General features: G+C 65.8%; 27 protein-coding genes and 2 pseudogenes. 8 read left to right on the top strand and 21 right to left on the bottom strand.

Annotated features, from left to right (window positions below; translation table 11 throughout):
- Nucleotides 1-19: 19 nt before the first annotated feature.
- From ACX80M_RS15215 to ACX80M_RS15200, 4 genes are all read right to left on the bottom strand, one after another.
- Nucleotides 20-412 carry a GAF domain-containing protein gene (locus ACX80M_RS15215; protein WP_459309926.1) on the bottom strand — a complete coding sequence of 131 codons (393 nt, stop codon included), beginning with the start codon at nucleotides 410-412 and terminating at the stop codon, nucleotides 20-22.
- A gap of 217 nt (nucleotides 413-629) precedes the next feature.
- Nucleotides 630-1,412, bottom strand: a complete 783-nt coding sequence (locus ACX80M_RS15210; RefSeq protein ID WP_459309925.1) for a GAF and ANTAR domain-containing protein — start codon at nucleotides 1,410-1,412, stop codon at nucleotides 630-632.
- Entirely contained in the window at nucleotides 1,396-1,668 is a 273-nt protein-coding gene (locus ACX80M_RS15205) for a hypothetical protein (RefSeq protein ID WP_459309924.1), read from the bottom strand. The genes ACX80M_RS15210 and ACX80M_RS15205 overlap by 17 nt, the downstream gene beginning before the upstream one ends.
- Entirely contained in the window at nucleotides 1,665-2,396 is a 732-nt protein-coding gene (locus ACX80M_RS15200) for a GAF and ANTAR domain-containing protein (protein ID WP_252601845.1), read from the bottom strand. Before ACX80M_RS15200 ends, ACX80M_RS15205 begins: the two co-directional genes overlap by 4 nt.
- 334 nt (nucleotides 2,397-2,730) lie before the next feature.
- Between ACX80M_RS15200 and ACX80M_RS15195 the strand changes: the two genes are divergently transcribed.
- The 3 genes from ACX80M_RS15195 to ACX80M_RS15185 all read left to right on the top strand — a co-directional run bounded on the left by ACX80M_RS15195 (nucleotide 2,731) and on the right by ACX80M_RS15185 (nucleotide 5,409).
- Complete coding sequence (locus ACX80M_RS15195; protein ID WP_256473070.1) at nucleotides 2,731-3,678, top strand: alpha/beta hydrolase; 948 nt, start codon at nucleotides 2,731-2,733, stop codon at nucleotides 3,676-3,678.
- A 157-nt stretch (nucleotides 3,679-3,835) separates the two neighbouring features.
- Nucleotides 3,836-4,561, top strand: a complete 726-nt coding sequence (locus ACX80M_RS15190; protein WP_374209949.1) for a FadR/GntR family transcriptional regulator — start codon at nucleotides 3,836-3,838, stop codon at nucleotides 4,559-4,561.
- 80 nt (nucleotides 4,562-4,641) lie between these two features.
- Complete coding sequence (locus ACX80M_RS15185) at nucleotides 4,642-5,409, top strand: glucosamine-6-phosphate deaminase (RefSeq protein WP_252614876.1); 768 nt, start codon at nucleotides 4,642-4,644, stop codon at nucleotides 5,407-5,409.
- Nucleotides 5,410-5,755: 346 nt separating this feature from the next.
- On the opposite strand, the gene ACX80M_RS15180 is transcribed toward ACX80M_RS15185, so the two are convergent.
- The 10 genes and pseudogenes from ACX80M_RS15180 to ACX80M_RS15135 all read right to left on the bottom strand — a co-directional run bounded on the left by ACX80M_RS15180 (nucleotide 5,756) and on the right by ACX80M_RS15135 (nucleotide 15,078).
- Nucleotides 5,756-5,965, bottom strand: a complete 210-nt coding sequence (locus ACX80M_RS15180; RefSeq protein WP_459309923.1) for a hypothetical protein — start codon at nucleotides 5,963-5,965, stop codon at nucleotides 5,756-5,758.
- Nucleotides 5,966-6,002: 37 nt separating this feature from the next.
- Nucleotides 6,003-7,313, bottom strand: a complete 1,311-nt coding sequence (gene mmsB / locus ACX80M_RS15175) for a multiple monosaccharide ABC transporter permease (protein WP_459309922.1) — start codon at nucleotides 7,311-7,313, stop codon at nucleotides 6,003-6,005.
- 4 nt (nucleotides 7,314-7,317) lie between these two features.
- Nucleotides 7,318-8,847: a multiple monosaccharide ABC transporter ATP-binding protein gene (gene mmsA, locus ACX80M_RS15170; protein WP_459309921.1), complete on the bottom strand. Its 1,530-nt coding sequence runs from the start codon at nucleotides 8,845-8,847 to the stop codon at nucleotides 7,318-7,320.
- Nucleotides 8,848-8,956: 109 nt separating this feature from the next.
- Nucleotides 8,957-10,080, bottom strand: a pseudogene (gene chvE, locus ACX80M_RS15165) (multiple monosaccharide ABC transporter substrate-binding protein).
- Nucleotides 10,081-10,543: 463 nt separating this feature from the next.
- On the bottom strand, nucleotides 10,544-11,359 hold the full coding sequence (locus ACX80M_RS15160; protein WP_252601926.1) for a hypothetical protein: 816 nt from the start codon (nucleotides 11,357-11,359) through the stop codon (nucleotides 10,544-10,546).
- Between the two features lie 82 nt (nucleotides 11,360-11,441).
- Entirely contained in the window at nucleotides 11,442-12,149 is a 708-nt protein-coding gene (locus ACX80M_RS15155; protein ID WP_459309920.1) for a CPBP family intramembrane glutamic endopeptidase, read from the bottom strand.
- Nucleotides 12,150-12,374: 225 nt separating this feature from the next.
- Nucleotides 12,375-13,616 (bottom strand): N-acetylglucosamine-6-phosphate deacetylase, encoded by a 1,242-nt coding sequence (gene nagA, locus ACX80M_RS15150; protein ID WP_252610875.1) that lies wholly within the window; start codon nucleotides 13,614-13,616, stop codon nucleotides 12,375-12,377.
- A complete protein-coding gene (locus tag ACX80M_RS15145; RefSeq protein WP_459309919.1) occupies nucleotides 13,613-14,122 on the bottom strand; it encodes a hypothetical protein in 510 nt (169 codons plus the stop codon). The genes nagA and ACX80M_RS15145 overlap by 4 nt, the downstream gene beginning before the upstream one ends.
- Before the next feature lie 58 nt (nucleotides 14,123-14,180).
- Nucleotides 14,181-14,711: an ROK family protein gene (locus tag ACX80M_RS15140; protein WP_252601938.1), complete on the bottom strand. Its 531-nt coding sequence runs from the start codon at nucleotides 14,709-14,711 to the stop codon at nucleotides 14,181-14,183.
- A 10-nt stretch (nucleotides 14,712-14,721) separates the two neighbouring features.
- A complete protein-coding gene (locus ACX80M_RS15135) occupies nucleotides 14,722-15,078 on the bottom strand; it encodes a sialidase family protein (protein WP_252610879.1) in 357 nt (118 codons plus the stop codon).
- An 89-nt stretch (nucleotides 15,079-15,167) separates the two neighbouring features.
- On the opposite strand from ACX80M_RS15135, the gene ACX80M_RS15130 reads away from it, so the two are divergent.
- Nucleotides 15,168-16,103, top strand: a complete 936-nt coding sequence (locus ACX80M_RS15130; protein WP_252601944.1) for a PfkB family carbohydrate kinase — start codon at nucleotides 15,168-15,170, stop codon at nucleotides 16,101-16,103.
- A gap of 142 nt (nucleotides 16,104-16,245) precedes the next feature.
- Here the strand turns inward: ACX80M_RS15130 and ACX80M_RS15125 are convergent, their stop codons facing one another.
- Both ACX80M_RS15125 and ACX80M_RS15120 read right to left on the bottom strand, forming a co-directional pair.
- The gene (locus ACX80M_RS15125; protein ID WP_252601946.1) at nucleotides 16,246-17,016 is read right to left on the bottom strand and encodes a methyltransferase domain-containing protein; all 771 of its coding nucleotides are present in this window, start codon (nucleotides 17,014-17,016) and stop codon (nucleotides 16,246-16,248) included.
- 21 nt (nucleotides 17,017-17,037) lie between these two features.
- Nucleotides 17,038-17,604 carry an OsmC family protein gene (locus ACX80M_RS15120; protein WP_252601949.1) on the bottom strand — a complete coding sequence of 189 codons (567 nt, stop codon included), beginning with the start codon at nucleotides 17,602-17,604 and terminating at the stop codon, nucleotides 17,038-17,040.
- Between the two features lie 138 nt (nucleotides 17,605-17,742).
- Here ACX80M_RS15120 and ACX80M_RS15115 point away from each other — a divergent pair, with 138 nt between their 5' ends.
- Nucleotides 17,743-18,432, top strand: a complete 690-nt coding sequence (locus ACX80M_RS15115; RefSeq protein ID WP_252601952.1) for an ArsR/SmtB family transcription factor — start codon at nucleotides 17,743-17,745, stop codon at nucleotides 18,430-18,432.
- Between the two features lie 115 nt (nucleotides 18,433-18,547).
- Here ACX80M_RS15115 and ACX80M_RS15110 read toward each other — a convergent pair whose 3' ends face one another.
- The 5 genes and pseudogenes from ACX80M_RS15110 to ACX80M_RS15090 all read right to left on the bottom strand — a co-directional run.
- Entirely contained in the window at nucleotides 18,548-19,831 is a 1,284-nt protein-coding gene (locus ACX80M_RS15110; RefSeq protein ID WP_459309918.1) for an MFS transporter, read from the bottom strand.
- Nucleotides 19,832-19,840: 9 nt separating this feature from the next.
- Nucleotides 19,841-20,488 carry a metalloregulator ArsR/SmtB family transcription factor gene (locus tag ACX80M_RS15105; RefSeq protein ID WP_252601956.1) on the bottom strand — a complete coding sequence of 216 codons (648 nt, stop codon included), beginning with the start codon at nucleotides 20,486-20,488 and terminating at the stop codon, nucleotides 19,841-19,843.
- 81 nt (nucleotides 20,489-20,569) lie between these two features.
- Nucleotides 20,570-20,866: a YdeI/OmpD-associated family protein gene (locus ACX80M_RS15100; protein WP_252601959.1), complete on the bottom strand. Its 297-nt coding sequence runs from the start codon at nucleotides 20,864-20,866 to the stop codon at nucleotides 20,570-20,572.
- Between the two features lie 14 nt (nucleotides 20,867-20,880).
- Complete coding sequence (locus ACX80M_RS15095) at nucleotides 20,881-21,084, bottom strand: DUF1905 domain-containing protein (RefSeq protein WP_252610887.1); 204 nt, start codon at nucleotides 21,082-21,084, stop codon at nucleotides 20,881-20,883.
- Nucleotides 21,085-21,202: 118 nt separating this feature from the next.
- Nucleotides 21,203-21,772: pseudogene (locus tag ACX80M_RS15090) on the bottom strand (ABC transporter substrate-binding protein); the annotation flags it as partial.
- 136 nt (nucleotides 21,773-21,908) lie between these two features.
- On the opposite strand from ACX80M_RS15090, the gene ACX80M_RS15085 reads away from it, so the two are divergent.
- The 3 genes from ACX80M_RS15085 (at nucleotide 21,909) to ACX80M_RS15075 (ending at nucleotide 23,913) form a co-directional block, all read left to right on the top strand.
- A complete protein-coding gene (locus tag ACX80M_RS15085) occupies nucleotides 21,909-22,727 on the top strand; it encodes an HAD family hydrolase (protein WP_252601965.1) in 819 nt (272 codons plus the stop codon).
- Nucleotides 22,728-22,830: 103 nt separating this feature from the next.
- The gene (locus ACX80M_RS15080) at nucleotides 22,831-23,079 is read left to right on the top strand and encodes a hypothetical protein (RefSeq protein ID WP_252610889.1); all 249 of its coding nucleotides are present in this window, start codon (nucleotides 22,831-22,833) and stop codon (nucleotides 23,077-23,079) included.
- 27 nt (nucleotides 23,080-23,106) lie between these two features.
- Nucleotides 23,107-23,913: a glycerophosphodiester phosphodiesterase gene (locus ACX80M_RS15075; RefSeq protein WP_374209961.1), complete on the top strand. Its 807-nt coding sequence runs from the start codon at nucleotides 23,107-23,109 to the stop codon at nucleotides 23,911-23,913.
- Nucleotides 23,914-23,915 lie beyond the last annotated feature (2 nt).

Below are 23,915 nucleotides of genomic sequence, written 5' to 3'. Positions count from 1 at the left end.
TATCGCAAACAGGTGAAAATTAACAGCCAGCCCGCAACAAGATCAGCGGAATCACGCGGAAGCCATTCCACCGCATCAGCCCATGTCCAGAGTCCTGGGCCTGCCCGTCGGCGATCAGCGGGGTGCTGATCACTGAGCGGATTGGCAAGTCAACGACGGCGGCGCTCCAGTTTGGCCAGCGGGCTTCAGTTGCAACGTCATGGATGAGGATGCTCTCTTGGGTGGCCCAGGCTGTCAGGCAGGGCCCCTGGACCAGTTCATACTGAAGGGCGTCGGCGCGTTCCACCACGCTGTCGGTAGATCCGGAGCTGACCGGGCGGGCATGGGGATCAAGCATTGAGACACCTGCCCCAAGAGTCCCCGGGATGGAATCCCTGACGGCGCGGGAGAGATGCTGGACGGCGTGGTCCACTTTTCTTCCGTGAGGAGCAGCCCCATAATCCTGCCCAAGGCAGTGGATAGTTCATCCAGGGGATACTTCTTGATCATGCTTTTTGCCTCCGGCCATTCTGCGTGACCGGCCTCCGGCGTGCCGGATGAGCCTGTTTGTGACCGTTCAGCGCTTCAGGTAAAGCCTAACGTGCGCGGTGGGCTGCGGACCCGGACCTGCACGAATACCGGCTTTGTGGCTATTCATCGTAAGTGGTGGGAAACACCCGTTCGCCGGCAATTCCAGAAATGATGCCGGCGGCCACCTCCTTTAGCTTCATATTGCGGTGACTCGACGCATTGACCAATATCTGGAATGCCGCATCGCGGCTGCACCGGCTCTGCGCCATGATGACCCCAATGGCCGTGTCAATGACGGTGCGGGACTTCAGGGCGGCGGCGAGGTCGTCACGGGCGTCGCGCAGCTGTGCGATGTTCAGGGCGAGGTCCAGCGCCTTGGCGGCGATGCCCGTCAGGCCAACAGCCGCATCCATCCCGTGATGCGGGAAGCCATCCGTGTTGGGGGAGTAGAGGTTTACCACAGCCTGCGAAGGAGCCTGCAGATGCATTGGGACCGCCAGGATGGAGCCGATGCCCGTCTTGCGGGCTTCCTGGTTATATTTCGGCCACCGGACATCGGCGTCCAGATCCGGGACATGGACCATGGATTTTGTCCGGAGGGCTGTCAGGCAAGGTCCATGGCCGATGCTGTTTTGCAGTTCGTCCAGGTTCCGGGCGAGTGTATCGCTGCTGGCCACAGCGACGGGCCGCTTTTGCCGGACCACCGTGATCCCGCAGGACAAGTGGTTCCCGGGCTGTGACAGCTGCGTGGCAAAAATCGCGGCGGTGGCGGCCAGGAATTCACGGACGTCGGAGCTTGCCAGGACGAGGTCCTGCAGGTGGAGCACAAACTCGTTCAGGCCCGCGCCGGCACGTCCAACTTTGCCGGATTGGGGTTCTCGGATATCAAAGTCCTGAGACATGTGCACTTCCCGGTCCGTCCGCCGTGATCTCCTTGATGGCGGTCTGGATGAGATCCATCTGCAGCGGGGCCAATTCCACCAGCTCGTGCAGATAGGCGTCCACCCCGAGCTGATCGACGTTTCCGCCGATCCCGTAATAGTAGGTCCATAGCGCCGGGAGGCTGTTGTTCCCGCTCTGGAACTGGACGGCTGCAAACTTGCGCTGGGCCGCCTCGAAGGCAGGCTGGGGGGTGCCCAATCCGCCGTCGTCCATCATTTCTCCCCGCCTCCGGTGATGACGGGGATATCTGAGGCGTGGTGCAGGATGTCCCCGGCAATGTCATGCAGCCGGCGGTTGCTGCTGCGGGAGGCAAGGTGCAGGAGCTTGACGGCGGTTTCATGGCTGCAGCGGTTCTGCACCATGATCAGGGCCACGGCCGAGTCCACAACGGCCCGGGACCGCAGCGCCGACCTCAAATGCTCCGGGTAGGGGTCCGAAGGGTGCACGCGGATTGCCAAGCGCAGGATCCGGGACAGCGATGCAGCGTGCTCCTCGATGGCGGTCACCGTGTCCGGGGCAAACGTATTCAGCTGGGTTGAGTAGCAGTTCAGGGCGGAGCGGGAACCGTTGTCGGTGGGGATGGGGACGGCCAGGATTGTCCGGATGCCTTCGTCTGCGACCGCCCCGGCATACCAGGCCCAACTCTCGTCCGCCTGAAGATCACGGATAAGGACTGTGCGCTGCTCCCGCAGCGCCGTCAGGCAGGGACCGTTGTCGAGTGCGTACTGGCGTTCGTCCAGGCTCCGGGCGGTCTCCGTGCTGCTGGCTACCGTCACGGGCCCGGTCTCCCGTTCCACCGTGATGGCACACAGCAGGGGCGTCTCCCCGCCCAGCAAGGACGCGGAAATCGCTGTCAGTCCCAAGAGGAATTCGGTGAAGCCCGGACTTTCAAGGAGTAGGTCCTGCAATTGCTCCGCCGTCGGCAGAGCATCATTCTCGGCCATGCGGCCTCAATTCCAAGCATCGCCGGGGTCACACGACCCGGCTGGCGGCTGTGCGCTCTCTTCGCGCGCGGCCCGTATATTCAACCCCGGACCTATATGCCACCCCCGAAATCTCCTACTACCGACACTACGCCCTTCCCGGGCGGCCGCCGGTGGTCCGGCGACGTATTAGTACCCGGGAGCGCCACGGAGCGCCCGCAGGAAACGCACGACGGCGGCTGTTGCGTCCCGGTAGTCCCTCCAGGTCATCCCGAGGATGGAATTCACGGGCACAAATCTACCGGTTTCCTGCTCGGCGACTTTGCCGGGAGGCACCACGCTGTAGGCTCGGCACATGGCTGATCTGCGGCGTCGGACGTTTGTCTTTCGCACGCTGGTTGGTGCGGCTGCCGCGGCGGCCGTTGGAATTCTCGGCGCCGCGTGTTCGCCCGGCGCCGGGCGGGACGGTACCGCCGGTGGCGGTGCCAAGGGGGATGCAGTGAAGCGGCACAAGTACCAGTACGGCGAGGACGCCAGCCAATGGGGCGAGCTTTTCCTGCCGGAGCTGCCGGCCGGCGCCGAGCACCGCGGCGTGGTGGTGGTGATCCATGGCGGCTACTGGCGCTCGCAGTATGGCGCAGAGCTGGGGGAGCCCATCGCCAAGGACCTGGCCGCCCATGGCATGGCCGCCTGGAACCTTGAATACCGCCGGGCCGGAAACGGGGGCGGCTGGCCAAACACCTTCACTGACGTGCTGACCGGTATCGACAAGCTGGGCGACCTCGCGGCCAAGCATGCCCTGAACCTGGGTCCGGTGGTGGCGCTGGGCCATTCAGCCGGCGGGCATCTGGCCGCCTGGGCTGCCGGCCGGGGGAAGCTTACCCAGCTGGGAATGCCGGATGCTGACCGCCAGGTGCCCCGCACCTCAGATGCCTCCGCGGTGCACCTCACCGGCGTGGTCAGCCAGTCCGGCTTGCTCAACCTGGCCGAGGCGGAGAAGCTGAACCTCAGCAACGGTGCGGTGAGCAACCTCCTGGGCGGGTCGTCGTCGAAATATCCGCACCGCTACAGGTACGCCGACCCCATGACCGCCCTTCCGCTGGCCGTGCCGGTCATCGCTGTCCATGGATCGGAGGACACCACGGTTCCCTTGGGTCAGTCCGAGTCCTATGTTAACTCCGGAACCACGGCAAACATGGAGACCCGGCTGGTCAGGGTTCCCGGGGACCATTACGCCCTGATCGACCCCAAAACGCCTGGTTACCGGGCGTGCCGCGAGCTTGTTCGGTCCCTTTTGGGTTAGATTCGGCGCTCCTGGGTTAGATTCGGTCCCTGAGGGTTGGAACTGCTCAAAAAATACGTTCCCAATATCTAGACATTGGACGTCCCATCTCCCGTACCCTTTAGATGTAGGACAAGTCGCGACCCCTAAGCGCGGCAAGGAGGAGACCCACGTGGCCATCGCATCGCAAGAAGTATCGCCCGCCCGTTTCAGTGCGCAGCTCCGTTCGCATGCCCTGCAGACGCGGATCATGGACCTCATTCTGGACCGCGGCCTGGACGTCGGTGACGCGCTGCCCACCGAAAGTGAGCTCTCCGCCGAGCTCGGCGTGGGCCGCAACACCGTCCGCGAGTCCCTGAAAGTACTCCAGGCACTGGGCGTCATTGAGATTCGGCATGGCTTTGGCATGTTCGTTGCACCCAACAACTTCAGCGCCCTGGTGTCCGGCCTGACGTTCCGCGGCCGGCTGTCCCTCCGCCACAAGGGCGAGGAAGCCATGGAGCTCATCGATGTGCGCCAGGCCCTCGAGTCCGGGCTGATCGGACCGGCCATTGACCTGCTCACCGACGAGCACGTGGCTGACCTGCGCTCCATCATGGAAGCCATGGAGGACGCGGCCAAGAAGGGGGAGCCGCTGCATGAGCACGACGCCGAATTCCACCGCCGCCTGTACGCCCCCCTGAGCAATGAGCTGCTGATCAACCTCATGGATGTGTTCTGGCAGGTTTACCGCAAGATCCACCTGGCCATCGGTACCGGCCCGGTCAACCTTGAGCAGCAGACGCAGGACCACTGGGACATCTTCGAGGCCGTGGCCAACAAGGACAAGGCTCTTGCGTCCGAACGCCTGCAACGCCACTTTGACGGCATCCGCCTGAAACTCAAGGATGTCGCGGCCGCCTAGCCTGTTTCCCTCCGCCTTTCCTTCGCCGCCTGCGCCCGGGCGGATTTAGCCCTGCCCTTTTCGTAGAGAGTGCCTTTGCCGTGGAAATTTTCGTTGTGCCTACCGCCTCAGCTACCGGTTCCGTCGCCGCCGGGATCCTCGCTGCCGTTATCCGCAGCAAGCCCGACGCCGTCCTGGGTGTGGCCACGGGCGGATCGCCGCTGCCCATCTACGCGGCGCTCGCCAACCATCGGCTGGACATGTCCTCCGTCCGGGCCTTCGCCCTCGACGAGTACGTGGGCCTGCCCGCCGGACACCCCGAAAGCTACGCCGAAGTTGTCCGGCGCGAAGTGACTGAGCGGCTGCATCTGGATCCTGCCAACGTTGCCGTGCCGGACGGAAGCGCCGCGGGCCCCGAGGCCGCAGCCGCTGTCTACGACGCCGCCATTGCCGGAGTTGGCGGCATCGATGTGCAGATCCTCGGCATCGGCCACAACGGCCACCTGGCCTTCAACGAGCCCGGCTCCGCCCTGGACTCCCGGACCCGCGTGGAAGTCCTCACGGAACGCACCCGCGAGGCGAACGCCCGCTACTTCAGCACGCCGGAAGAAGTGCCGCTCCGCTGCATCACGCAGGGCCTGGGCACCATCCTGGAAGCCCGCCACCTCCTGCTGGTGGTCAACGGCGCGGACAAAGCCGGCATCCTGGCCGCCGCCCTCAACGGGCCCGTCACTGCTGACTGCCCGGGGTCGGTCCTGCAGCTGCACCCGCACGTGACGGTGGTGGCTGACGAAGCCGCAGCCTCGCAGCTGGCGCAGGGGAGCGGGCAGGTCGCCGTGCGCGTGTCCGGGGCGGCCGCGAGCGTCTAGGGCTTGTTGGTTGCCCTGGCGTTCCTATCGCGGATCTGACGACTCAGTAGGGGCCGTATAGGGTCAGCGGAATTCTATCGGTCGAAGCAACTTAACCACACCGAGCGAGTGCCACCCTCATGTGAACCCCGGGTTAACGAATCGGCCGAACCTCGTAGCTGTCCGTCTTGGCCACCATTTGCCGGCCGTGGTTGCCGTTGAACTTCAGCCACATCACTGACGAGTCCCCTGCAACGGCCTCAACTTCGCCGGTACGGACAACGCTCCCCCCCAGAGCGCAGTTCCACCCAGCTGCCAATGAGCTGATCCCAGTCTCCGGTGGCTTCGTCCACGATTCCGCCAGCCTTCAGCAAACCAGTTCGCGGGTCATCCCGAAAGGAACCTGGTCTGACAGTGTTGCGGTGTAGTGGCCAGGAGCGACCCGGGTCACCAAGATGCCGTGCGCGCCCGTCAGGAGGGCGACTTCCTGAAGGCGCCGGACGGCGGCATCCAGCTCTTCGTCCAGAAGGTGCCGACTGGCGACATCTATCTCAATGCGGTCCATGGGGGTAGACATATCGGTTCCTTGTTAATTGTTGCGGTAAGTTTCTTGGCTACTTAGGCTTGGCTGCGGAAACGGGGACCGGGCGATCCTTCGACGGGTCCGTCGTCCCTGCGGGTGCCTGGGATTCCGTGGTGGCCGGCGGGGACGTCCTGAACTTGAACCGCTTCCCGATAGTGCTGCCGCCGCCACTGCTGCGGTTCTTGTTGAAGATGTCGAAGCCGACGGCCAGCAGGAGGACCAGCCCCTTGATGAGCTGCTGGTAGTCGGTGCCGAGGCCCAGGATGGACATGCCGTTGTTCAGCACGCCCATGATCAGGCCACCGATCATGGCGCCGGCCACCGTGCCGATGCCGCCCTGGACTGCGGCGCCGCCGATGAATGCGGCGGCGATGGAGTCGAGTTCGAAGCCGGTGCCGCCGGCTGGCTGTGCGGAGTTGAGCCTTGCCGTGAACACCAGGCCTGCCAGTGCCGCCAGGACGCCCATGTTGACGAATAGCCGGAAGGTGACGGCTTTGGTCTTGACCCCGGACAGCTCTGCTGCGTGCAGGTTGCCGCCGATCGCGTAGGTGTGGCGGCCGAAGACGCTGTTGTTCATCAGCGCCGTGTACACGATCACCAGGACTGCCAGCACGATCAGGACGATCGGGGTGCCCCGGTAGCTTGCGAGGAGGAACGTGATGATCAGCATGAGCAGGGCAACGAAGGTGGTCTTGGTCGCGAACCAGGCCATGGGTTCGTTTTCTAGGTCGAACTTTTTGCGGATCCGGCGTTCCTTGAGCGCCTGGATGAGCAGCGCAACAGTGGCGCCCACGCCCAGGATGACGGTCAGCCATTCCAGCACTGACGTGCCCCCGGAGATGTCGGGGAGGAAGCCGCCGCCCAGGGCCCGGAGTTCGGAGGGGAACGGGGTGATCTGCTGGTTCGTCAGGGTGATCAGGGTCAGGCCGCGGAAGATCAGCATGCCGGCGAGCGTGACGATGAACGCCGGGATGCCGACGTAGGCGATCCAGTATCCCTGCCACGCCCCGACGAGCGCTCCCACCAGAAGGCAGGCCGGGATGGCCAGCCACCAGGCCCAGCCCCAGTGGACCATCATGACGCCGGCAACGGCGCCGATGAAGCCGGCGATCGATCCCACCGAGAGGTCGATGTGGCCGGCAATAATCACCATGACCATGCCGATGGCGAGGATGAGGATGTAGCTGTTCTGGACCACCAGGTTGGTGACGTTCTGCGGCTCCAGGAGGATGCCGTTGGTCAGTATCTGGAACAGCAGGACGATCAGGATCAGGGCAACGAAGATGCCAACCTGCCGGAGGCGGCTTGTCAGGAAGCCGAGGGATTCTCGTAGGGCGGACATGGTCCTATTCCTTCTCTTTCGTCATGTAGTGCATGAGGGTTTCCTGGGATGCTTCGGCGATGGGCACCTCGCCGGTGATATGGCCGGCCGACAGGGTGTAGATCCTGTCGCAGATGCCGAGGAGTTCGGGCAGTTCCGAGGAGATGACAATGACAGCTTTTCCCTCCGCCGCGAGCCTGGCGATGATCGTGTAGATCTCGAATTTGGCGCCGACGTCGATCCCGCGGGTGGGCTCATCGAGGATCAGCACGTCCGGGTCCGAGAACATCCACTTGCTTAGCACCACCTTCTGCTGGTTTCCGCCGGACAGTTTGCCGGTGATGGCAGCAACTGAGGGCGCCTTGATGTTCATGCTCTTGCGGTAGCCGTTGGCCACCACCGTTTCCCGGTTCTTGTCCACCCAGCCGCCCTTGACCAGCTTGCGGAGCGCGGCCATGGAGATGTTCCGCTGGATATCCTCAATGAGGTTCAGGCCGTAGTGCTTCCGGTCTTCGGTGGCATACGCGATCCCGTGCCCGATCGCCTGAGACACCGTGGAGGTGTTGATTTCCTTGCCGTACTTGTACACCTTCCCGGACACCGCCGTGCCGTAAGTGCGTCCGAAAACGCTCATGGCCAGCTCGGTCCGGCCCGCTCCCATCAGGCCTGCGAGGCCCACCACTTCGCCCTTGCGGACGTTGAGGCTGGCGTTGTGCACCACCATGCGTGTGTGGTCCTGGGGGTGCCTGACGGACCAGTCCTCGATCCGCAGGACTTCCTCCCCGATCTTCGGGTCCCGGTCCGGGTAGAGGCTTTCCAGGTCCCGGCCCACCATGCCGCGGATAATCCGTTCCTGCGTGATCTGGCCTTCATCGAGCCGGAGCGTCTCCATGGTTTTGCCGTCGCGGATGATGGTGACGGCGTCTGCGACTCTGCGGATTTCGTTGAGTTTGTGGCTGATGATGATGCTGGTGATGCCCTGGCCCTTCAGATGCAGGATCAGGTCCAGGAGGTGGCCGGAGTCCTCGTCGTTGAGCGCAGCGGTGGGCTCGTCCAGGATGAGGAGCTTGACTTCCTTCGAGAGCGCCTTGGCGATTTCCACCAACTGCTGTTTGCCCACGCTAATGTGCTGGACCGGTGTGATGGGGTTTTCGCTCAGGCCCACCCTGGCCAGCAGCTTGGCGGCCTCCAGGTTGGTCTTCCGCCAGTCCACCCAGCCGTTCTTGGCCTGCTCGTTTCCGAGGTAGATGTTTTCGGCGATCGAGAGGTAGGGGCTCAGGGCGAGCTCCTGGTGGATGATGACGATGCCGCGTTTCTCGCTGTCGTTGATGCTGGAGAAGTTACAGGGCTCGTTTTCGAAAAGGATGTCCCCGTCGAAGGAGTTGTGCGGGTAGACCCCGGACAGGACTTTCATCAGGGTGGACTTGCCCGCCCCGTTCTCTCCGCAAATGGCGTGGACCTCGCCACGGTTCACGTCAAGGGTGACATCCTGCAGGGCCTTCACGCCCGGAAAGGTTTTGGTGATTCCTCGCATTTGAAGAATGGGTGTGTTCATCGTCAATTCCCACTGACTGGTTGGAAAACTGGATTGGCCTGCGGCTGCAGGGTTCTACGGGAAGGGGTTGCGGCCAGGCCGTGCGGCCGGCCGCAACCCCGCAAGATGATTACTTGACGTCGGCGTCGGTGTAGTAGCCGGAGTCGATGAGTTCCTTCTTGTAGTTTTCCGCAGTGATGATCAGGGACTTGAGCAGGTAGGCCGGAACCACCTTGACCTTGTTGTTGTAGGTCTTGGTGTCGTTGACCTCCGGCTCCTGGCCCTTCAGCAGGGCGTCGACCATCTTCACGGCCTGGGAACCCAGCTGGCGGGTGTCCTTGAAGATGGTGGAGTACTGCTCACCGGCGATGATGGACTTCACGGAGCCCTTCTCAGCGTCCTGGCCCGTGACGACCGGCAGGTCACCCTTGGCGTAGCCGCCGGTGCTGGTCAGGGCCGAGATGATGCCGATGGAGAGACCGTCATAGGGGGAGAGCACACCGTCGAGCTTGGTCCCGGAGCTGTAGGCCGCGGTGAGGATGTCCTCCATCCGCTTCTGGGCAACGGGGGCCTGCCAGCGCAGGATGGCTGCCTGCTCGAACTTGGTCTGGCCGCTGGGGACCTTGAGGGTTCCGGCGTCCAGGTACGGCTTCAGCGTGCCATGGCGCCGGTCCAGAAGAAGTTGGCGTTGTTGTCATCCGGGCTGCCGGCGAAAAGCTCAACGTTGAACGGGCCCTTGCCCTCCACCTTTTTGCCGCTGGCATCAACCAGGCCCAGCCCGGTCAGCAGCGACGTTGCCTGCTGCACACCCACGGTGTAGTTGTCGAACGTGGTGTAGTAGTCGACGTTCGGCGTTCCGTTGATGAGCCGGTCGTATGCGATGACCTTAACGTTCTGTTCCTTCGCTTTGGCGAGGACGTCGGTCAGCGTAGTGCCGTCAATGGCTGCAACGATGAGGGCCTTAGCGCCCTTCGTAAGCATGTTCTCGATCTGCGATACCTGCGTGGGGATGTCGTCGTTGGCGAACTGCAGGTCAGTCTTGTAACCAAGTCCCTTCAAGGACTTTTCCACGTTTCCGCCATCGGCGATCCAACGCTCGGACGTCTGAGTGGGCATCGAAATACCCACCAGGGATTCACTGGGATTCGCAGTGGCTTCCGGGGTGGCTGCTCCGCCCCGGCTTCCGCACCCTGTGGCACCCACAGTGACTGCGAGGACGACGGCGACGGCGCCCAGGAATTTCCTAATTCTCACGATTTCTCCTCCCGCGGAAGCTTGTCCGCGAAGTGGTGCTGGGTCGGCAGGCGTCTGCGCTTGCCGGTGGAGCGGTACTGCCTTGATGTGCAGGGCCCGAGCCTTGGACATCTGAAGAGCTGCCAACAGGCAGGCGAGGAGGTCGGTTGCGTGCCGGAAGCCTAGTTCCATCTCCTTGTTGTTAGCGCTAACAACAAGCTAGTTGCAGAATTGCATGTGAGTCAAATCACTTTTTATTTTCCCCGCCGCCCATTCGATGACGTCCGTGACCTGCTCGGCCTCAGTCACATCCCACTCATCCACGAACCAGGCGAAATGTGGTGCAGGCGGCGGGGTCCAGAATCGAACTCTGTAAATCGGCGCGGAATCACCACCCCCAACGGAATCACTCGAATCAGCTCGGACGCTACGCATCGGCCGAGCCTACGCCCAGGGACGAATCTGAAGAACGGCCGAGGCCTGGTCAGGCCTCGGCCTGCGGCAGCACCAGCAGGTAGCCCGCCGGCAGATCGCTGCTCCAGCGTCGCGGCTCACGGACCACGAACTGCGTCGCCAGCTGCTCGGGGCTGAGCAGGCTGTTGGGCGCAGGCGATGGACCCCACTGCCCGCTGCCGTGCGGGTAGAGCGGATCCTGGACGCGGACGCCGGTGACCGAGAACTCCGGGAACTGGCCGGGATCGCCGAGCGACTCGAACCCGCTCATCACCCACGCGTGGCGACCGCTCCACATGACCAGCCCGACCGGCCGGCCCGTTTCGGTGATGGCACGCGCCGCCGTTTGCGGCGCGTCCTCGTAGTTGGCGATGCTGACAACGGCGTATGGCCCCATCCCCACGTCAGTCAGCACCTCGGCCCAACCCAATGGGTTGGCACCGTTGAACGAGTTGGACGACCGTGCCCGGGCCATCTCCCACAGGTCGTTCTGCTGAGCGCGATCGGCCCACGTGCCGCCCCCCGTGTCATCGATGAGGTTGTGCGCGATCTGGATGCTCGCCGCCACACACCAGTCGAAGGTGTACTGCGGCACGAAGTCCCCCTCCTGGTAGAGGTTCAGGGCAAACGCCTGGGGCACCGCCGTCGGCGTGGGAACCGGCGTCGGTGTGGGGGCCGGAGTCCGGTGAGGGGCGGGGGCGACGTCGCCAGCGGCTGGCCGGGCCGAGGACGTCGCTATCGGTCGATCGGTGGCGGTCTCGTCAAAGCCGATCGCGGGCGCGCACGCCGTGAGGAGCATCGTCAGGGCAACGAGCCAGGCCAGAAGACGGGGAGGGGCACCGGTCATAATCGAAAGTCTAGCGCGATGCGGCCAGGTCCTGACCGGGACTACAGGCGCCGTTCGCAGGGCGACTGTTGCCCGCCGTCGTTCACCTGGGACGCCTCCTAAAGGAGAAACGCCCGACGGCGGTGGCCGGGCGGGGTGCTTGCGCCATGCCCGGCGGTCCAGCGCCACAGTGGCCAGAACCGCGAGGACGACGACCACGAAGTAGATCAGCTCCGCGCGGCCGGCGCCGGGACCGGTGAAGCCGAAGGAACGCATCGTGAAGGGTGCCCTGGCTGTTGTGGAACAGGAGCGTCAGCAGGACGCTGCCGCCTGTGCGGTTGAAAAGCCACACGTAGAGGAAGGTGATGGCGAACGTCGTCGGCAGGCCGATCACGCTTAGCCCGCCAAAGAGGACCAGCGGCAGGTGCCAGAGGGCCACGAGGACGCCGAGAATGGCTGCGGACACCAGCGGAGGCCGGGACGCCTGAAGCAGCGGGAGGGCGTAGCCGCGGAACCCGGGTTCCTCGCCGCGTGGTCCGTCCAGCGGATTGACCAGCCGGACGGCGAAGACGGTCAGCAGCCCGTTCCACGTCAGCTGTGCGAGGCCCGGAGCGGAGGCCCCGAGTGCCATGGTGGTGAGCCCCGTGACGAGGACAAGGACGGCGGGGAGGAGAAGCGCGACGGCGTACCACACCCACCCGACGCGCCACCGGATGAGTCGCCGTCCCCAGGCAAGGAAGCCAGGGCGGCCCTCGGCCAGGGCTATGACGATAATGGCCGCAGCAAGCGGGCCTATCGGCAGGAATTCCATGCGGGGAATCAGCCCTGACGCGTAAGCGGGCCACGATGCCCAGGAAATCGCGTAGGTCAGGACAAAGAATGCCGAAAGGCCTGTGGTGTTTTAGCCAGCCAGTGGAACGGCGCATGATGGCTCCAAACAGTCACTGCAAGGTGCTCCAATTGTCCGCCCCCTGCCCGCGTGCGCGCCGGTGCTGGACGCCGGCCTTGACGGCGTTCCCGCAGGCCAGAGCCGGCGCTAAACTCCGACGGCGGGGCGGCCCAGGGTGCGCCCCTCGCGCAGGACCAGGACGCGGCGGAAGTTGCGGTCCACCACTACGACGTCGGCCCGCAGGCCCGCGCGGAGACTTCCGATTTCCTGCCCCTGGCCGATGATGGCCGCCGGAACCGCGGTGGCTGACAAAACAGCGGCGGCCGGCTCCACGCCGGCGTTAATGGTCCGCCGCACAACGTCCAGCAATGTGGCCGTCCCGCCAGCGAGGGTGCCGTTGCTGAGCCGGGCCACGGCACCGCTGACGGAAACGGCGGCGGGGCCAAGCTCGTAGTCCCCGTCCGGCAGCCCAGTGGCGGCCATGGAGTCGGTCACCAGGACCACGTTTTCAGCCCCCACCAACTCGAAGACCATCCGGACTGTTTCGGGGTCCAGGTGCGCGCCGTCGGCGATGAGTTCGACGGCAATCGTGCCGGCCCCGGCCAGCCGGAGGCACGCGGCGACAGGTCCGGGGCTGCGGTGGTGCAGCGGCGGCATACCGTTAAAGAGGTGTGTGATAGTGGGGCGCGATACGGTCCCCAGGCCGGATGCCGCCAGCAGCTCCGCCGCCCCGGTGAGGGAGGCCGCCGTCGTCCGCGCGTCCGCGTCAGTGTGGCCCAGCGACGGCGTGACGCCGTGCTCGGCGAGCATCCGCACCACGGCGTCGGCGCCGGGAAGTTCGGGCGCGTACGTCATGGTCCGCAGGTGGCCGCCGGCCGCGGCCAACAGTTCGCCCAGCAGGGGGAGGTCCGGCTCGCGCAGGTACCGCGGATCCTGGGCGCCGCATCGCGCGTGGGACAGGAACGGCCCCTCGGAGTGGATGCCCGCGATGAGCCCTTCATCGGCAAGCAGCCGCAGGGTTTCCAGGCCGCGCAGCAGGTCCTCGCGGGACGCGGTCACCGTGCTTGCCAGCAGCGTGGTGGTGCCGCTGCGGTGCAGGAAGTCCACGGCGGCCCTGGCAGCCCCGCTGTCGCCGCTGGGGAAGTCGCCGCCCACGGCCCCGTGGCAGTGCAGGTCAACGAGGCCGGGCAGAATCAGGCTGCCCCGCGGCAGTTCGAGTTCCTCAAGACCGGGCAGCGACGCCTCATCCAAGCCCGCGCGGGGCCCTACATACGCGATGCGGCCGTCCGCGACGGCCACCACTGCGTCGTCCTGGATCGAGCCGTCGGTCAGGACCGTGCCGGCCAGCAGGTAGCTCCCGGACTCAGCGGCGGTGGGCCCGGGCGTCACTTGAGGGTCTCGGCGAACCAGCCGGTGATGGTGGCCGGGTGCGTGATCGCGGTTCCGACGACGACGGCCGCGGCCTCGACCGCCGCGGCAGCGTCGTCGAACGAGCCGCAGTCCGCCATCACCAAGGCGTGGGAATCGTGGTGGATGCCCGCCACTGTCTGGGCCAGGGCCAGGGCCAGGGTCAGGCCGTCCGGACGCTCCCGGCGCGTGCCGTCGATGGCCACCACGTGGGCGCCCGCGTTGGCCGCCGCCAGAGCATGACGGAGTGTGGGAGTGATGAAGGCGCCGTCGTGACCGTCCTTCCAGAGCCCGATCACCGGAACCTCCACCGCTGCACGCGTGAACTGCACATCGGCCAGACCCTGGACACGGACGGCAGCGGCGCCGCCGATCACTGCGGAAGCGGCCATCTGCGCCGTGCTGCGCGGGTCCCGCAGGGGCTCGCCCGGATACGCCTGGCAGGACACGATGAGTTGCCCGCGCAGGGCTTTGGGGGTCAGAATCACGGTCGGTTCCTCTGGAAGGTTGACGGAGCGGGCTGAAGATCAGGGAATGACGAGGTGCTTAGGACCGAGTGGTGGTGAGGACCAGTCGCGCGGCGCCCACCATTGCTGCTGCGTTGCCGAGTTTAGCGGGAGGACGGGGAGGCCGAGCAGCGCGGGCAGGAGTTCGGCGCGAAGGGCGCGTTCCATGGGACGCCACCAGGGCGCGCCGGCGTCGGAGAGCCCGCCGGAAACCACCACCACTTCGGGTCCAGGATGTTGGCGAGTCCGCCCACGGCCTGGCCGGCGGCAGAGGCGCCCATGCCCACGCCTTGATGGCTATGGCATCGCTGTCGCCGGCGAGGGCAAAGACACCGCGGGCGTCCAGCGCCGGTTCCTTGCCGCCGAGCCGCACGTACGCCTCGCGGATGGCGGGCCCGGAGGCGATGGCCTCAACATGCCCGGCGCCGCCGCAGACGCAGAGAATAGCCTGGCCCTCGTGGAATGCGTACGGCGAGGCGAAGTGGCCCACGTGGCCGCCCGCATAGCGGTGTCCCAGGACCGGGTGCCCGGCCAGGACAAAACTGCCACCGACGCCGGTGCCGAAGGCCACTAGTTATCCACTAGTTAGGCTCCAGCCTGGCCGCCGCTTCGAAGAATCCGGCATGCGTACCGGCGGCGTGGAACATAAAGATCCGGCCGGTATCCACGTCCACCAGGAGGCTCGGATCGCCGTAGCCGTTAAGGCCGCCGCCCGTCCCCACCATATGCTGATCGCCCCAGGTCCGGCCGCTGTCCGTGCTGCGCCGGAGCAGGAGGTCCATCGGGTTGGGCAGATCATCGAGGTTGGGGCGGCCGTCATAGGCGGCCAGCAGGGTGCCCTGCCGCGAGACGGCGAGGGCGGGGATCCTGTATTGCCGGTAGCCGCCGGTGCCGCGGACCGCCAGGACGTGTTCCACGTCGGGCATGGCAGCCGTCATCGGCTAGAGGACATGGGATGTCACATCTCCATGGTGGGCGACGCGTAACACGCCTGTGTAGGCAGTCGCATCTCTGGCAGAGTATGACCATGCTCACAGTTATAGGCGAGGGCCTTGTTGACGTTGTCCAGCGCGCCTCCGGAATCGAAGCCCACGTGGGCGGCAGTCCCCTTAATGTCGCGGTGGGCCTGGCCCGCCTCGACCATCCCGTGCAATTCGTCGGCCGTTACGGCCGCGACGCCTACGGGGATTCGGTGGCGGCGCACCTGCGCTCCAGCTCCGTTATGCTGCCGCTGGGCCCCGACGAGCTGCCAACCAGCGTAGCCACCGCGGTAATCGACGACGACGGCGCCGCCACCTACACGTTCGATCTCGCCTGGGAGCTTCCCGGCCTGGCGGACCGCCTCGCCTTTATGCTGCAGGGAACCACCCTGCTGCACACCGGCTCCATCGCCACGATGTTGGCGCCGGGCGCCGCGGCGGTGCTCGCCGCCGTCGAGCACGCCCATCCCGCCGCCACCATCAGCTTCGATCCCAACTGCCGGCCCAGCATCATCACCGACGTGGATTATGCACGGACGCAGGCGGAGAAGTTTGTCACCCTCTCGGACGTGGTCAAGGCCTCCGACGAGGACCTGGAGTGGCTGTATCCGGGTGTGGATGTGCTGGAATCAGCGCGCCGCTGGCTGTCGCTGGGTGGCTCCGAGGGGCCGGCCGTGGTGGTGGTCACGCGGGGCGCGGCCGGTCCGTGGGGAATTACGGCCGCCGGTGAAGCCGCGATTGACGCGCCTCGCGTGGAAGTGGCCGACACCGTGGGCGCAGGTGATTCCTTTATGGCCGCGCTGCTTTCGGGGATCGTGGACCGGGGCCTGGACGGCGCGCAGAACCGGAAGGACCTGCGCGAGCTTCCGGCCGAGGGCCTGGCTGAGCTCCTGGCCCACGCTGCCCGCGCGGCGGCCGTCACGGTTTCCCGCCCGGGCGCCAACCCGCCCACGCGTGCCGAACTGAACTCAGTTGCAACTTAGGCTGATTCCGGCATCACCGACCGCCGGCTTGGCCACGCGGAGGCAACGGCACGCAATCCGATGAGACATCTGCCCTCACCGCAACCGGAGCGCTTTGGGGATCCTTATGCGTGGCGCAATTCCGAAGGCAACGTGCCGCAGGTCAGCCGGCATACGCGAGGATCGAGAGGCTCCTGACGCCGTATTTCGTGGTCGCCGCACGGGCGCTGTCGGAGAGGAACTCATACGGATTCGTCCGGAGCGTTTTCAGCGCGAACCCGCTGCCGGCGATCAATTCCTGGTAGGTGTCTTCCTGCGTGGCGCCACCGATGCAGGCGGCCCAGAGATCAATGTTGCAGACAATCTGTTGGGTCAGCGGCCTTTCGGTGACGATATCGGCAACCGCCAGGCGTCCTCCTGGGCGCAGCACGCGTGCCGCTTCGCGGAACACAGCGGCTTTGTCCGCGGACAGGTTGATGACGCCGTTGGAGATGATGCAGTCGAACCTGGCATCGTCGAAGGGGAGTTCTTCGATGTACCCGTGCGCGAAGGCGACCTGGGGAAAGCCGCCCTCTTTCCGCAGGCCGTCGGCCTTCTCCAGCTGCTCCTCGGTCATGTCAAGGCCCACCACCTGCCCGCCGGATCCCACCGTGACGGCGGCGGCGAAGACGTCCATCCCCGAACCTGAGCCCAGGTCCAGGATTTTTTCTCCGGGCCTGAGGTCCGCCAGGTCGAAAAAATATCCCACCCCGGCGAAGGACTCGACGGCGGCGGCAGGGATCGCGTCCAGCAGCCAGGCCGGGTAGCCCAGCTGCTCCGCAAGACCACGTCCCATCTTGAAGTGGTACTTGCCAGCGGGGTTTTGGGCCACCGCCCGATAGACCTGCTTGACCTTGTCCTCAAGCTCGGTTCGGTCAACTGCAACTGTTCCCATGTCCATGGCTATACCCGTGCTTCATACGATTTCGAGGGTGGTTTCAACCGGAACCGGGTTGGCCAGGCAGTCGCGGACCGGTGACGTGTCCTGGACATACCGGCATAGGGACTGAAGCTGCTCCGGGGTGGCATTCGGGCTGGAGACCCGTGCCTGCGCACGGATGGCGGTGAATCCGGGCCGAGGTCCTTCGAGGCCGAGGAAGGGCCGAACATCCAGATCGCCTTCGACGTGGAACTCCAGTGAACTGATCTCTATACCCTGGGCGGCCGCATTGGCCGCGTATCCGACGGCGTAGCAGAAGCCCAGGGCCTGCAGCAGCAGTTCGACGGCATTGGGTCCGGCGTTGTTTCCGAGGAGCACGGGAGGTTCGTCACCCTCGGTCGTGAAGTCTCCGGTCCGGGTGGTGTCGGGTTCCCCCGCATGGGTGAATCCCAGGATCTTTCCCGAGTTATGGGTGCCGCCGCGCCAGGTGCTGGTGGCTCTGAACGTAAAGCTGCCCTGGGTGGGATCTGCCTGGATCGCATCGATGGTCCCCAGTAGCTGGTCGACGTCAATGCCATTGCGGAAGGTCGCTGTCGATTCCATCGCAATTCGCCTCTTTTCCGGGTTGTCCCGGGGTCCGTGGCGCGGCCCGGGTGGTATTCAAGTGAATACTTGAATACGACACCCGGTGGGTATATCTTGTCAAGTACCTACTTGAATATGATTTGCGGAGGATCGGGCATGAGTGACAGGCCGGCAAAGGACAAGCTGTTTGATGCATTTGCTTCCGTGGCCAAGGTCCTTGGCAGTGGTCGGCGCGCCGAGATAGTGGATGTCCTGGCCCAGGGTGAGCGCCCTGTGGACGAAATTGCCGAGGAAATCGGGCAGAGCATCGCCAATACTTCGCAGCATCTTCAGCAGCTCCTGCGGGCAGGCCTGGTGCGCACCCGTCGCGAAGGAACGCGGATCCATTACCGCCTCAGCGGCACCGCTGTCACGCGACTCTGGGCGGCCGTGCGGGAGGTTGCATCCGAGCATGTCGCAGAACTCGACGAACTCGCCGAGGCCTACCTGGGGGACAGGGCGGCCTTGGACTCCCTGACCCGGACTGAGCTGACCAACCGAATGGCCGCCGGAGATGTCGTAGTTCTCGATGTGCGGCCTGAGCGCGAATTCCGCTCCGGCCACATCCCGGGCGCGGTTTCGGTTCCTGTCGGAGAGCTGGCGGGGAGGATGAAGGACCTGCCGCACGGCCGCATCATCGTGGCATACTGCCGCGGACAGTACTGCGTGTTCGCCGACGAGGCGGTCCGGACGCTGCGGGAACAGGGTATGCCTGCCGTCAGGCTCGAGGAGGGCTATCCCGAGTGGGCTGAGGCCGGGCTACCCGTCGAGGCTGGCGCGCCGCGCAAGTCCGGCGCGCCGGGATAGCCGCCGCCTTCGAGCACGTCGCTGCGGTCGCGCACGGTGTAGCCTGGTCGCCGGGGAAGCCCGCCAGGGTTAGCCGGGACGGCGCCGGCCGCGGCGTCCGAAATCGGCGGGGCACTCAGTTACGGGGTGTTGTACGTTGTGACCAGACCACGACGGGAATCAGAAGGAGGGACAGGACGCCTCCGGCCAGGGACAGAACGGCGTAGCTGGCGCCGGCGACGACGACTCCGGACAGGGCGCCGCCTGTTGCGCCGGCAAGGGCGATAAGGACATCAATGGAGCCTTGTATCTTGGCCCTGGTTTCGAGCGGGGTGGCGTCGACGATGAGGGCCGTGCCGCTGATCAGGCCGAAGTTCCAGCCCAGTCCGAGCAGCGCGAGTGCGATCATCAGTTGCCCCATGGATTGCGCAGGGGCCGTCGCCGCAAGGATCCCGGCTGCCAGGAGCGTCACGCCCGCGGCGACGGCCATGGGGACCCGGCCGAGCCGGTCGACGAGGACGCCAGTGATCAGCGAGGGCAGGTACATGAAGCCGATATGGATGCCGATCACAACTCCGACTTCGGTCAGGCCGTGACCGTGCGACTGCATGTGGACCGGGGTCATGGTCATGATGGCGACCATCGCAATCTGGGTGAGGACCATGACGGTGGTGCCGACGGCGACACCGCGGTTGTTCCCCGGCGGTTCCGGGGTGGACGGCGAATCGGTGGCCGGGGCAGTCTCCGCCCGGTCCTGGGCACTGATCGCGGTAGCCAGTAGGAGCGGGTCGGGCCGCATCCAGAAATACAGCACCAGGCCCGCGAAGGCGTAGGCGACTGAGGCGAGCAGGAACGGTCCGGCCAGGGCCGGGATGCCCAAGGCTGTGGCGAATGCGCCCATCGGGGTGACCAGGTTCGGTCCGGCAACGGCGCCGAGTGTTGTGGACACCATGGCCAGGCTGACTGCGGTGGCGCGCCGCTGGGGTGGTGCGAGGTCGGTTCCGGCGTACCGTGCCTGCAGGTTGGTGGCCGTTCCGGCACCGTAGACGAGAAGGGCAATGAATAACAGGCCCACGCTGTCCGTTACCGCTGCCAGGACGACGCCGGCTGCTCCGATGCCGCCGGCGATGAATCCCGAGGCCAGGCCGGCACGGCGGCCCCGGGATTGGGAAATCCGTCCGACCAGGAAGGCCGCCCCGGCTGAGCCGAGCGTGAATAGTGCCGCCGGGATGCCTGCCAGCCCTGCGGTGCCGAGCATCTGCTGGGCCAGAAGGGCGCCGACGGTGACGCCGGCGGCGAGACCGGCCCCTCCGAAAATCTGGGAAATGATGACGACGGCGAGGGTGCGCCGATAGAGCGCATGGCGGCGCTCCGGGGAAAAGGAGTAGAACTGGACCAGTTTTTCTGGGATCTGCTGCACAGCCGGGGCCTATGCGGTGGCGGTCAGGTCGACGTCGCCGCTGGCGCGCCATTCAAGGACGCCTTCATCCATGGCGTACGCGTCGATGCCCTGCCCGCGCATCAGACGTGCCGCATCACGGGCGAGCCGGCAGAATTCGCCCCGGCAATAGACGATGACCCTCCGATCCCGCGGAACTTCCCCGATCCGGGAGGCCAGCTCGTCCAGGGGAATCGATGCCGCTCCCGGGTAGTGGCCTGCCTGGTATTCGTGCGCGGGGCGGACATCAAGCATGTATGCCTCGCGGATTTCCTCGATGGTGCGGATCAGCGGCACGGAGTCATCGCGGCCGCTGCCGGAGTCCTTCTCACCGTCGATGGTGGAGAGGCCGGGGAGGACCCGGGCCGCCATGTTCTTCATCGCCACGAACAATCCGGCGACCTCCGGACCAGCCAGCCGGTAGTGGATCCTGGTGCCATCCCTGCGCGTCCGCACCAGGCCGGCACCCTTCAGTACTTGCAGGTGGGCAGAAACGGTCGTCACCCCCATGCCGGACAAGCGGGACAGGCTGTCAACGGACTGCTCAGCCTGCGCCAACAGCTCGAGGAGTTCGAGCCGGTTTCCGCTGCTGATGGCCTTTCCAATGCGCGCCACGTGCGCGTAGGCGTCCCGGTTCACTTTCGACCTCCAGTATTCCAATGAATATTGGAATACTATCAGGGCTTGTTCGCTGCGACGCGGGGTCATGGCGCGTGATCTTCAGGGTGTTAGGCCCTGCAGATGCTCCTGGCAGCCCACCGCGCGCAGGCCCGGCGGCCGGACGTCCCCGCCCAGCACCTGGGCCATAATTTGCTCCACCCGGCGCGCCCGCGTCGACGGGGTTCGGGCGTCCTCAAGGAAGCGCGTCAACTCCCGCCGCTGCGAAACGGGCAGCTGCCCCCAGTTGCCTGCCGCTCCCACGGCCGCGTCCAGGGCTGCCGATAAATCTCCGGGTGGGATGACCTCGTTGGTGTTGAGCGCTTGAACGTCCAATGTGACCGTTTCCCCGATGCGCACGCCCGTTGCCGTCCTCAGGCCGCCGGAAAGATACAGGAAGTGCCGTCCGGACCTGAGACCGGCATCACGGTGGCGTTGAACTCCGTACCCCTGAGCGTGCCGGTCACCCTGATCCGGCCATGCTCCGCAAGCGGCAGCAGCTCAGCCACAGCTGTCGTCGGGACGTCCACGAAGGGATTGGGACCCCGCAGCTGAACAGTGGCGGTGAAGTGAACCATACGGTCATTATCGACCCGGCCGGTCGGCCCGAAAAGAAACCCGGAGGGAACGCGAAAAACCCGCCCACCTGTCTGCAATCCGGAGAAGTTGCAGGCAAGCGGGCGGGTTGAACGCGGTCTACTCCTTGCCGAGCCCGGCAGCCGAGGTCTTCGCCCCGGTGACCTCGTTGAGGGCCGTCAGGTCGAAGATGCCATTGATGTCTGCCTGCTTGGTGGTGCCGGCCTCCACGCCGTCCTTGAGCAGCTTGGGGTAGGTTCCGGCGAGCGGATCGACCGTGAAGACGATGTTCTTCAGGGACCGCTCGATCACGTCGGCCTTCAGTTCGGCACCGGCCGCTTCCTTGAGGGCAGCGTTGATGACGCTGGCCTTCTCGGCTGCAGCCGCGCTGTTCAGCCAGTCAACGGACTTAGCGTGGCCCTTAAGGAGCGCCTTTACGGTGTCCGGGTGCTCGGCGGCGAACTTCTTGTTCACAACCAGGATGGTGGTGGGGAACTCGCCGGCCTTGCCGGAGAGTGAGCCGTCCCAGAGGTCCTTTTCGTCAACCAGGACCTTGGCCCCGGCGGTCAGCACCAGGCGGGAGGCCCAGGGCTGAGGCAGCCACGCGCCGTCGAGCTTTCCGTCCTGGAACAGTTTCAGCGTCTGGGCGTTTTCGGTGGGGTTGATGGCCACGTCGCCGCTGCCGTCAACCGTTCACGCAACGACGTGCAGGCTCAACAGAACGTAGCGCGGCGTCAAAAAACGTCGCCGGGCGACTCCAACAGGCCGGCCCCAGGGAGGAGGCTTCACGGCCCGGGAAGCCCCCTGCCCCACGTAGACTGGCAGGATGCGGCTGGTAGCAAGTGATATTGACGGAACGATTCTTGGGCACGACGGAAAGATCAGCGACCGCACCGTCCGGGCCTTCCACGCCTGCCGGGACGCCGGCATCGAGCTCGTTTTTGTCACCGGCCGCCCGCCGCGCTGGCTCCACCCGCTGGAGGAACAGCTGGGCCACACCGGCACGGTCATCTGCTCCAACGGCGCCGTGGTGTGGGACCTCGAAGCGGACCGGCTGGTTTCCGCCCGGACGCTGGGCATGGACGCGGTGCTGGAACTGCGGCGGATCATCAAGGAACTGCGCCCGGCCGCTCTCTTCGCCGCGGAAACACTGACCGGATTCCATCTTGAGCCCGGTTTCATCGAGAACGGCACCAGCGAGCTGCTGGCCGAATTTACCCCCGCCCCGCTGGCCGAAACGCTCACCCCGGACGACGCCGTCGTGAAATTCCTGGCGATTGTCAGGGATGGCACCGCGGACGACTTCCTGGCCGCGGTGCGGCCCGCCGTCGCCCACCTGGCGGCCGCCACGCACTCCGCGCCCACCGTGGCGATGCTGGAACTGTCGCTCCCCGGCGTCAACAAGGCCGTCACTCTGGCCGAATACGCCAACTCCCTGTCCATTGACGCGGCCGACGTCGTGGCGTTCGGGGACATGCCCAACGACGTCGAGATGCTGCGCTGGGCAGGCCACGGGTACGCCATGGCCAGCGGCCATCCGGACGCCATCAGCGCCGCCGGGCAGCAGGCACCCCACTTTGACGACGACGGCGTGGCCCAGGTTCTCGAGGCCAGGCTCGCGGCGCTGGGCGTAGAGCTGTCCTGATCCCGGCTCTGTAGCCGGAAATTCACAGCTTCCGCTCACCTTCCGTTCACGTTTGCCGCCTACCGTGGGCAACGGATACACATCCGCGGCTAAAGGGGAAGTCATGGCAAGGAACGGCAACCAACGCGCGGCCGAAGCGCCGCTGCGCCCGGCAGAGCCGGCTGCGCACTGGAAGGCACTGAAAGAGGGCGACCGCGTGCGCGTCCGCCGCGCCCCGGGATACGAAACCAGCGGGTTCGTGGACGCCATCACGTGGGACCACACCGCTGTGTGGGTGGATCTGGACGACGGCCACGGCCGCACGCTGCTGCACTGCAGTGACGGCGTGGAGATTGTGCCGCTGGACGCATAGCCCAGCGGCTCCGGTACGCTCACAAGCGTGACTGAGCCGTTTTTTGATGCTTCCGGCGGTGCTGCCCGTCCTTCGCATCCCATCGCCATGGCCCACCGTGGATTCTCGCGGGAGGGGCTGGAGAACTCGATGGCCGCCTTCCGGGCCGCCGCCGAACTTGGCTATGAGTACCTCGAGACGGATGTGCACACCACCTCCGACGGCGTGCTGCTGCTCTTCCACGACGACACCCTGGACCGGGTCACTGACGGCCGTGGCCGGATTTCCGAGCTGACCGCCGCCGAGGTTTCCACCGCGCGGATCGGCGGGCGCGAGCCCGTGCCGCTCTTCGATGACCTCCTGGTGGCCTTCCCGGCCGCCCGGCTGAACCTGGACGTCAAAGACTGGAACTCCGTGCAAAGCCTGGCCGCCGGCATCGAACGGCACGGCGCGCATGACCGGGTCCTGGTGGCCAGTTTTTCGGACCGCCGACGCCGGGCGGTGCTGGAGCTGCTGAGCCGCCCGGTGGCGTCGTCCGCCGGGATGGTGACGAACGCGCTGTTCGTCCTGCTGGGGCCGGTGCTTCCGGCCGCGTGGCTGCGATTTGTCCTGCGGGGTCCGTTGCGGGATGTCCAGGCGCTGCAGGTTCCGGTCCGGTACGGGGCGATCCGCGTGGTGACGCCTGCCTATGTGCGGAGGTCGCACGCCCTGGGCCTGGTGGTCCATGTGTGGACCATCAACCACCCCGCCGAGATGCACCGGTTGCTTGACCTGGGCGTGGACGGGATCGTGACGGACCGCGCGGATCTGCTGAAGCAGGTCTTGCAGGAGCGAGGCGAGTGGCCCGGCGGCTGACT

It is taken from the genome of Pseudarthrobacter sp. MDT1-22 (assembly GCF_054511035.1).
The sequence above is the reverse complement of the archived record's forward strand: the minus strand, read 5'-3'. Positions and strand labels throughout refer to the sequence as shown.

What these genes read in the sequence shown, in the direction of transcription:
- ACX80M_RS15120 (WP_252601949.1), bottom strand. Translation starts at nt 17,604, where the DNA reads ATGGAATCGACAGCGACCTTCCGCAATGGCATTGACGTCGACCAGCTA.
- ACX80M_RS15095 (WP_252610887.1), bottom strand. Translation starts at nt 21,084, where the DNA reads ATGGTTCACTTCACCGCCACTGTTCAGCTGCGGGGTCCCAATCCCTTC.
- ACX80M_RS15155 (WP_459309920.1), bottom strand. Translation starts at nt 12,149, where the DNA reads ATGGAATTCCTGCCGATAGGCCCGCTTGCTGCGGCCATTATCGTCATA.
- ACX80M_RS15205 (WP_459309924.1), bottom strand. Translation starts at nt 1,668, where the DNA reads ATGATGGACGACGGCGGATTGGGCACCCCCCAGCCTGCCTTCGAGGCG.
- ACX80M_RS15200 (WP_252601845.1), bottom strand. Translation starts at nt 2,396, where the DNA reads ATGGCCGAGAATGATGCTCTGCCGACGGCGGAGCAATTGCAGGACCTA.
- ACX80M_RS15210 (WP_459309925.1), bottom strand. Translation starts at nt 1,412, where the DNA reads ATGTCTCAGGACTTTGATATCCGAGAACCCCAATCCGGCAAAGTTGGA.
- ACX80M_RS15085 (WP_252601965.1), top strand. Translation starts at nt 21,909, where the DNA reads ATGCGGCTGGTAGCAAGTGATATTGACGGAACGATTCTTGGGCACGAC.
- ACX80M_RS15080 (WP_252610889.1), top strand. Translation starts at nt 22,831, where the DNA reads ATGGCAAGGAACGGCAACCAACGCGCGGCCGAAGCGCCGCTGCGCCCG.
- ACX80M_RS15160 (WP_252601926.1), bottom strand. Translation starts at nt 11,359, where the DNA reads ATGACCGGTGCCCCTCCCCGTCTTCTGGCCTGGCTCGTTGCCCTGACG.
- ACX80M_RS15125 (WP_252601946.1), bottom strand. Translation starts at nt 17,016, where the DNA reads ATGGGAACAGTTGCAGTTGACCGAACCGAGCTTGAGGACAAGGTCAAG.
- ACX80M_RS15135 (WP_252610879.1), bottom strand. Translation starts at nt 15,078, where the DNA reads ATGACGGCTGCCATGCCCGACGTGGAACACGTCCTGGCGGTCCGCGGC.
- ACX80M_RS15195 (WP_256473070.1), top strand. Translation starts at nt 2,731, where the DNA reads ATGGCTGATCTGCGGCGTCGGACGTTTGTCTTTCGCACGCTGGTTGGT.
- ACX80M_RS15130 (WP_252601944.1), top strand. Translation starts at nt 15,168, where the DNA reads ATGCTCACAGTTATAGGCGAGGGCCTTGTTGACGTTGTCCAGCGCGCC.
- ACX80M_RS15180 (WP_459309923.1), bottom strand. Translation starts at nt 5,965, where the DNA reads ATGTCTACCCCCATGGACCGCATTGAGATAGATGTCGCCAGTCGGCAC.
- ACX80M_RS15115 (WP_252601952.1), top strand. Translation starts at nt 17,743, where the DNA reads ATGAGTGACAGGCCGGCAAAGGACAAGCTGTTTGATGCATTTGCTTCC.
- mmsA (WP_459309921.1), bottom strand. Translation starts at nt 8,847, where the DNA reads ATGAACACACCCATTCTTCAAATGCGAGGAATCACCAAAACCTTTCCG.
- mmsB (WP_459309922.1), bottom strand. Translation starts at nt 7,313, where the DNA reads ATGTCCGCCCTACGAGAATCCCTCGGCTTCCTGACAAGCCGCCTCCGG.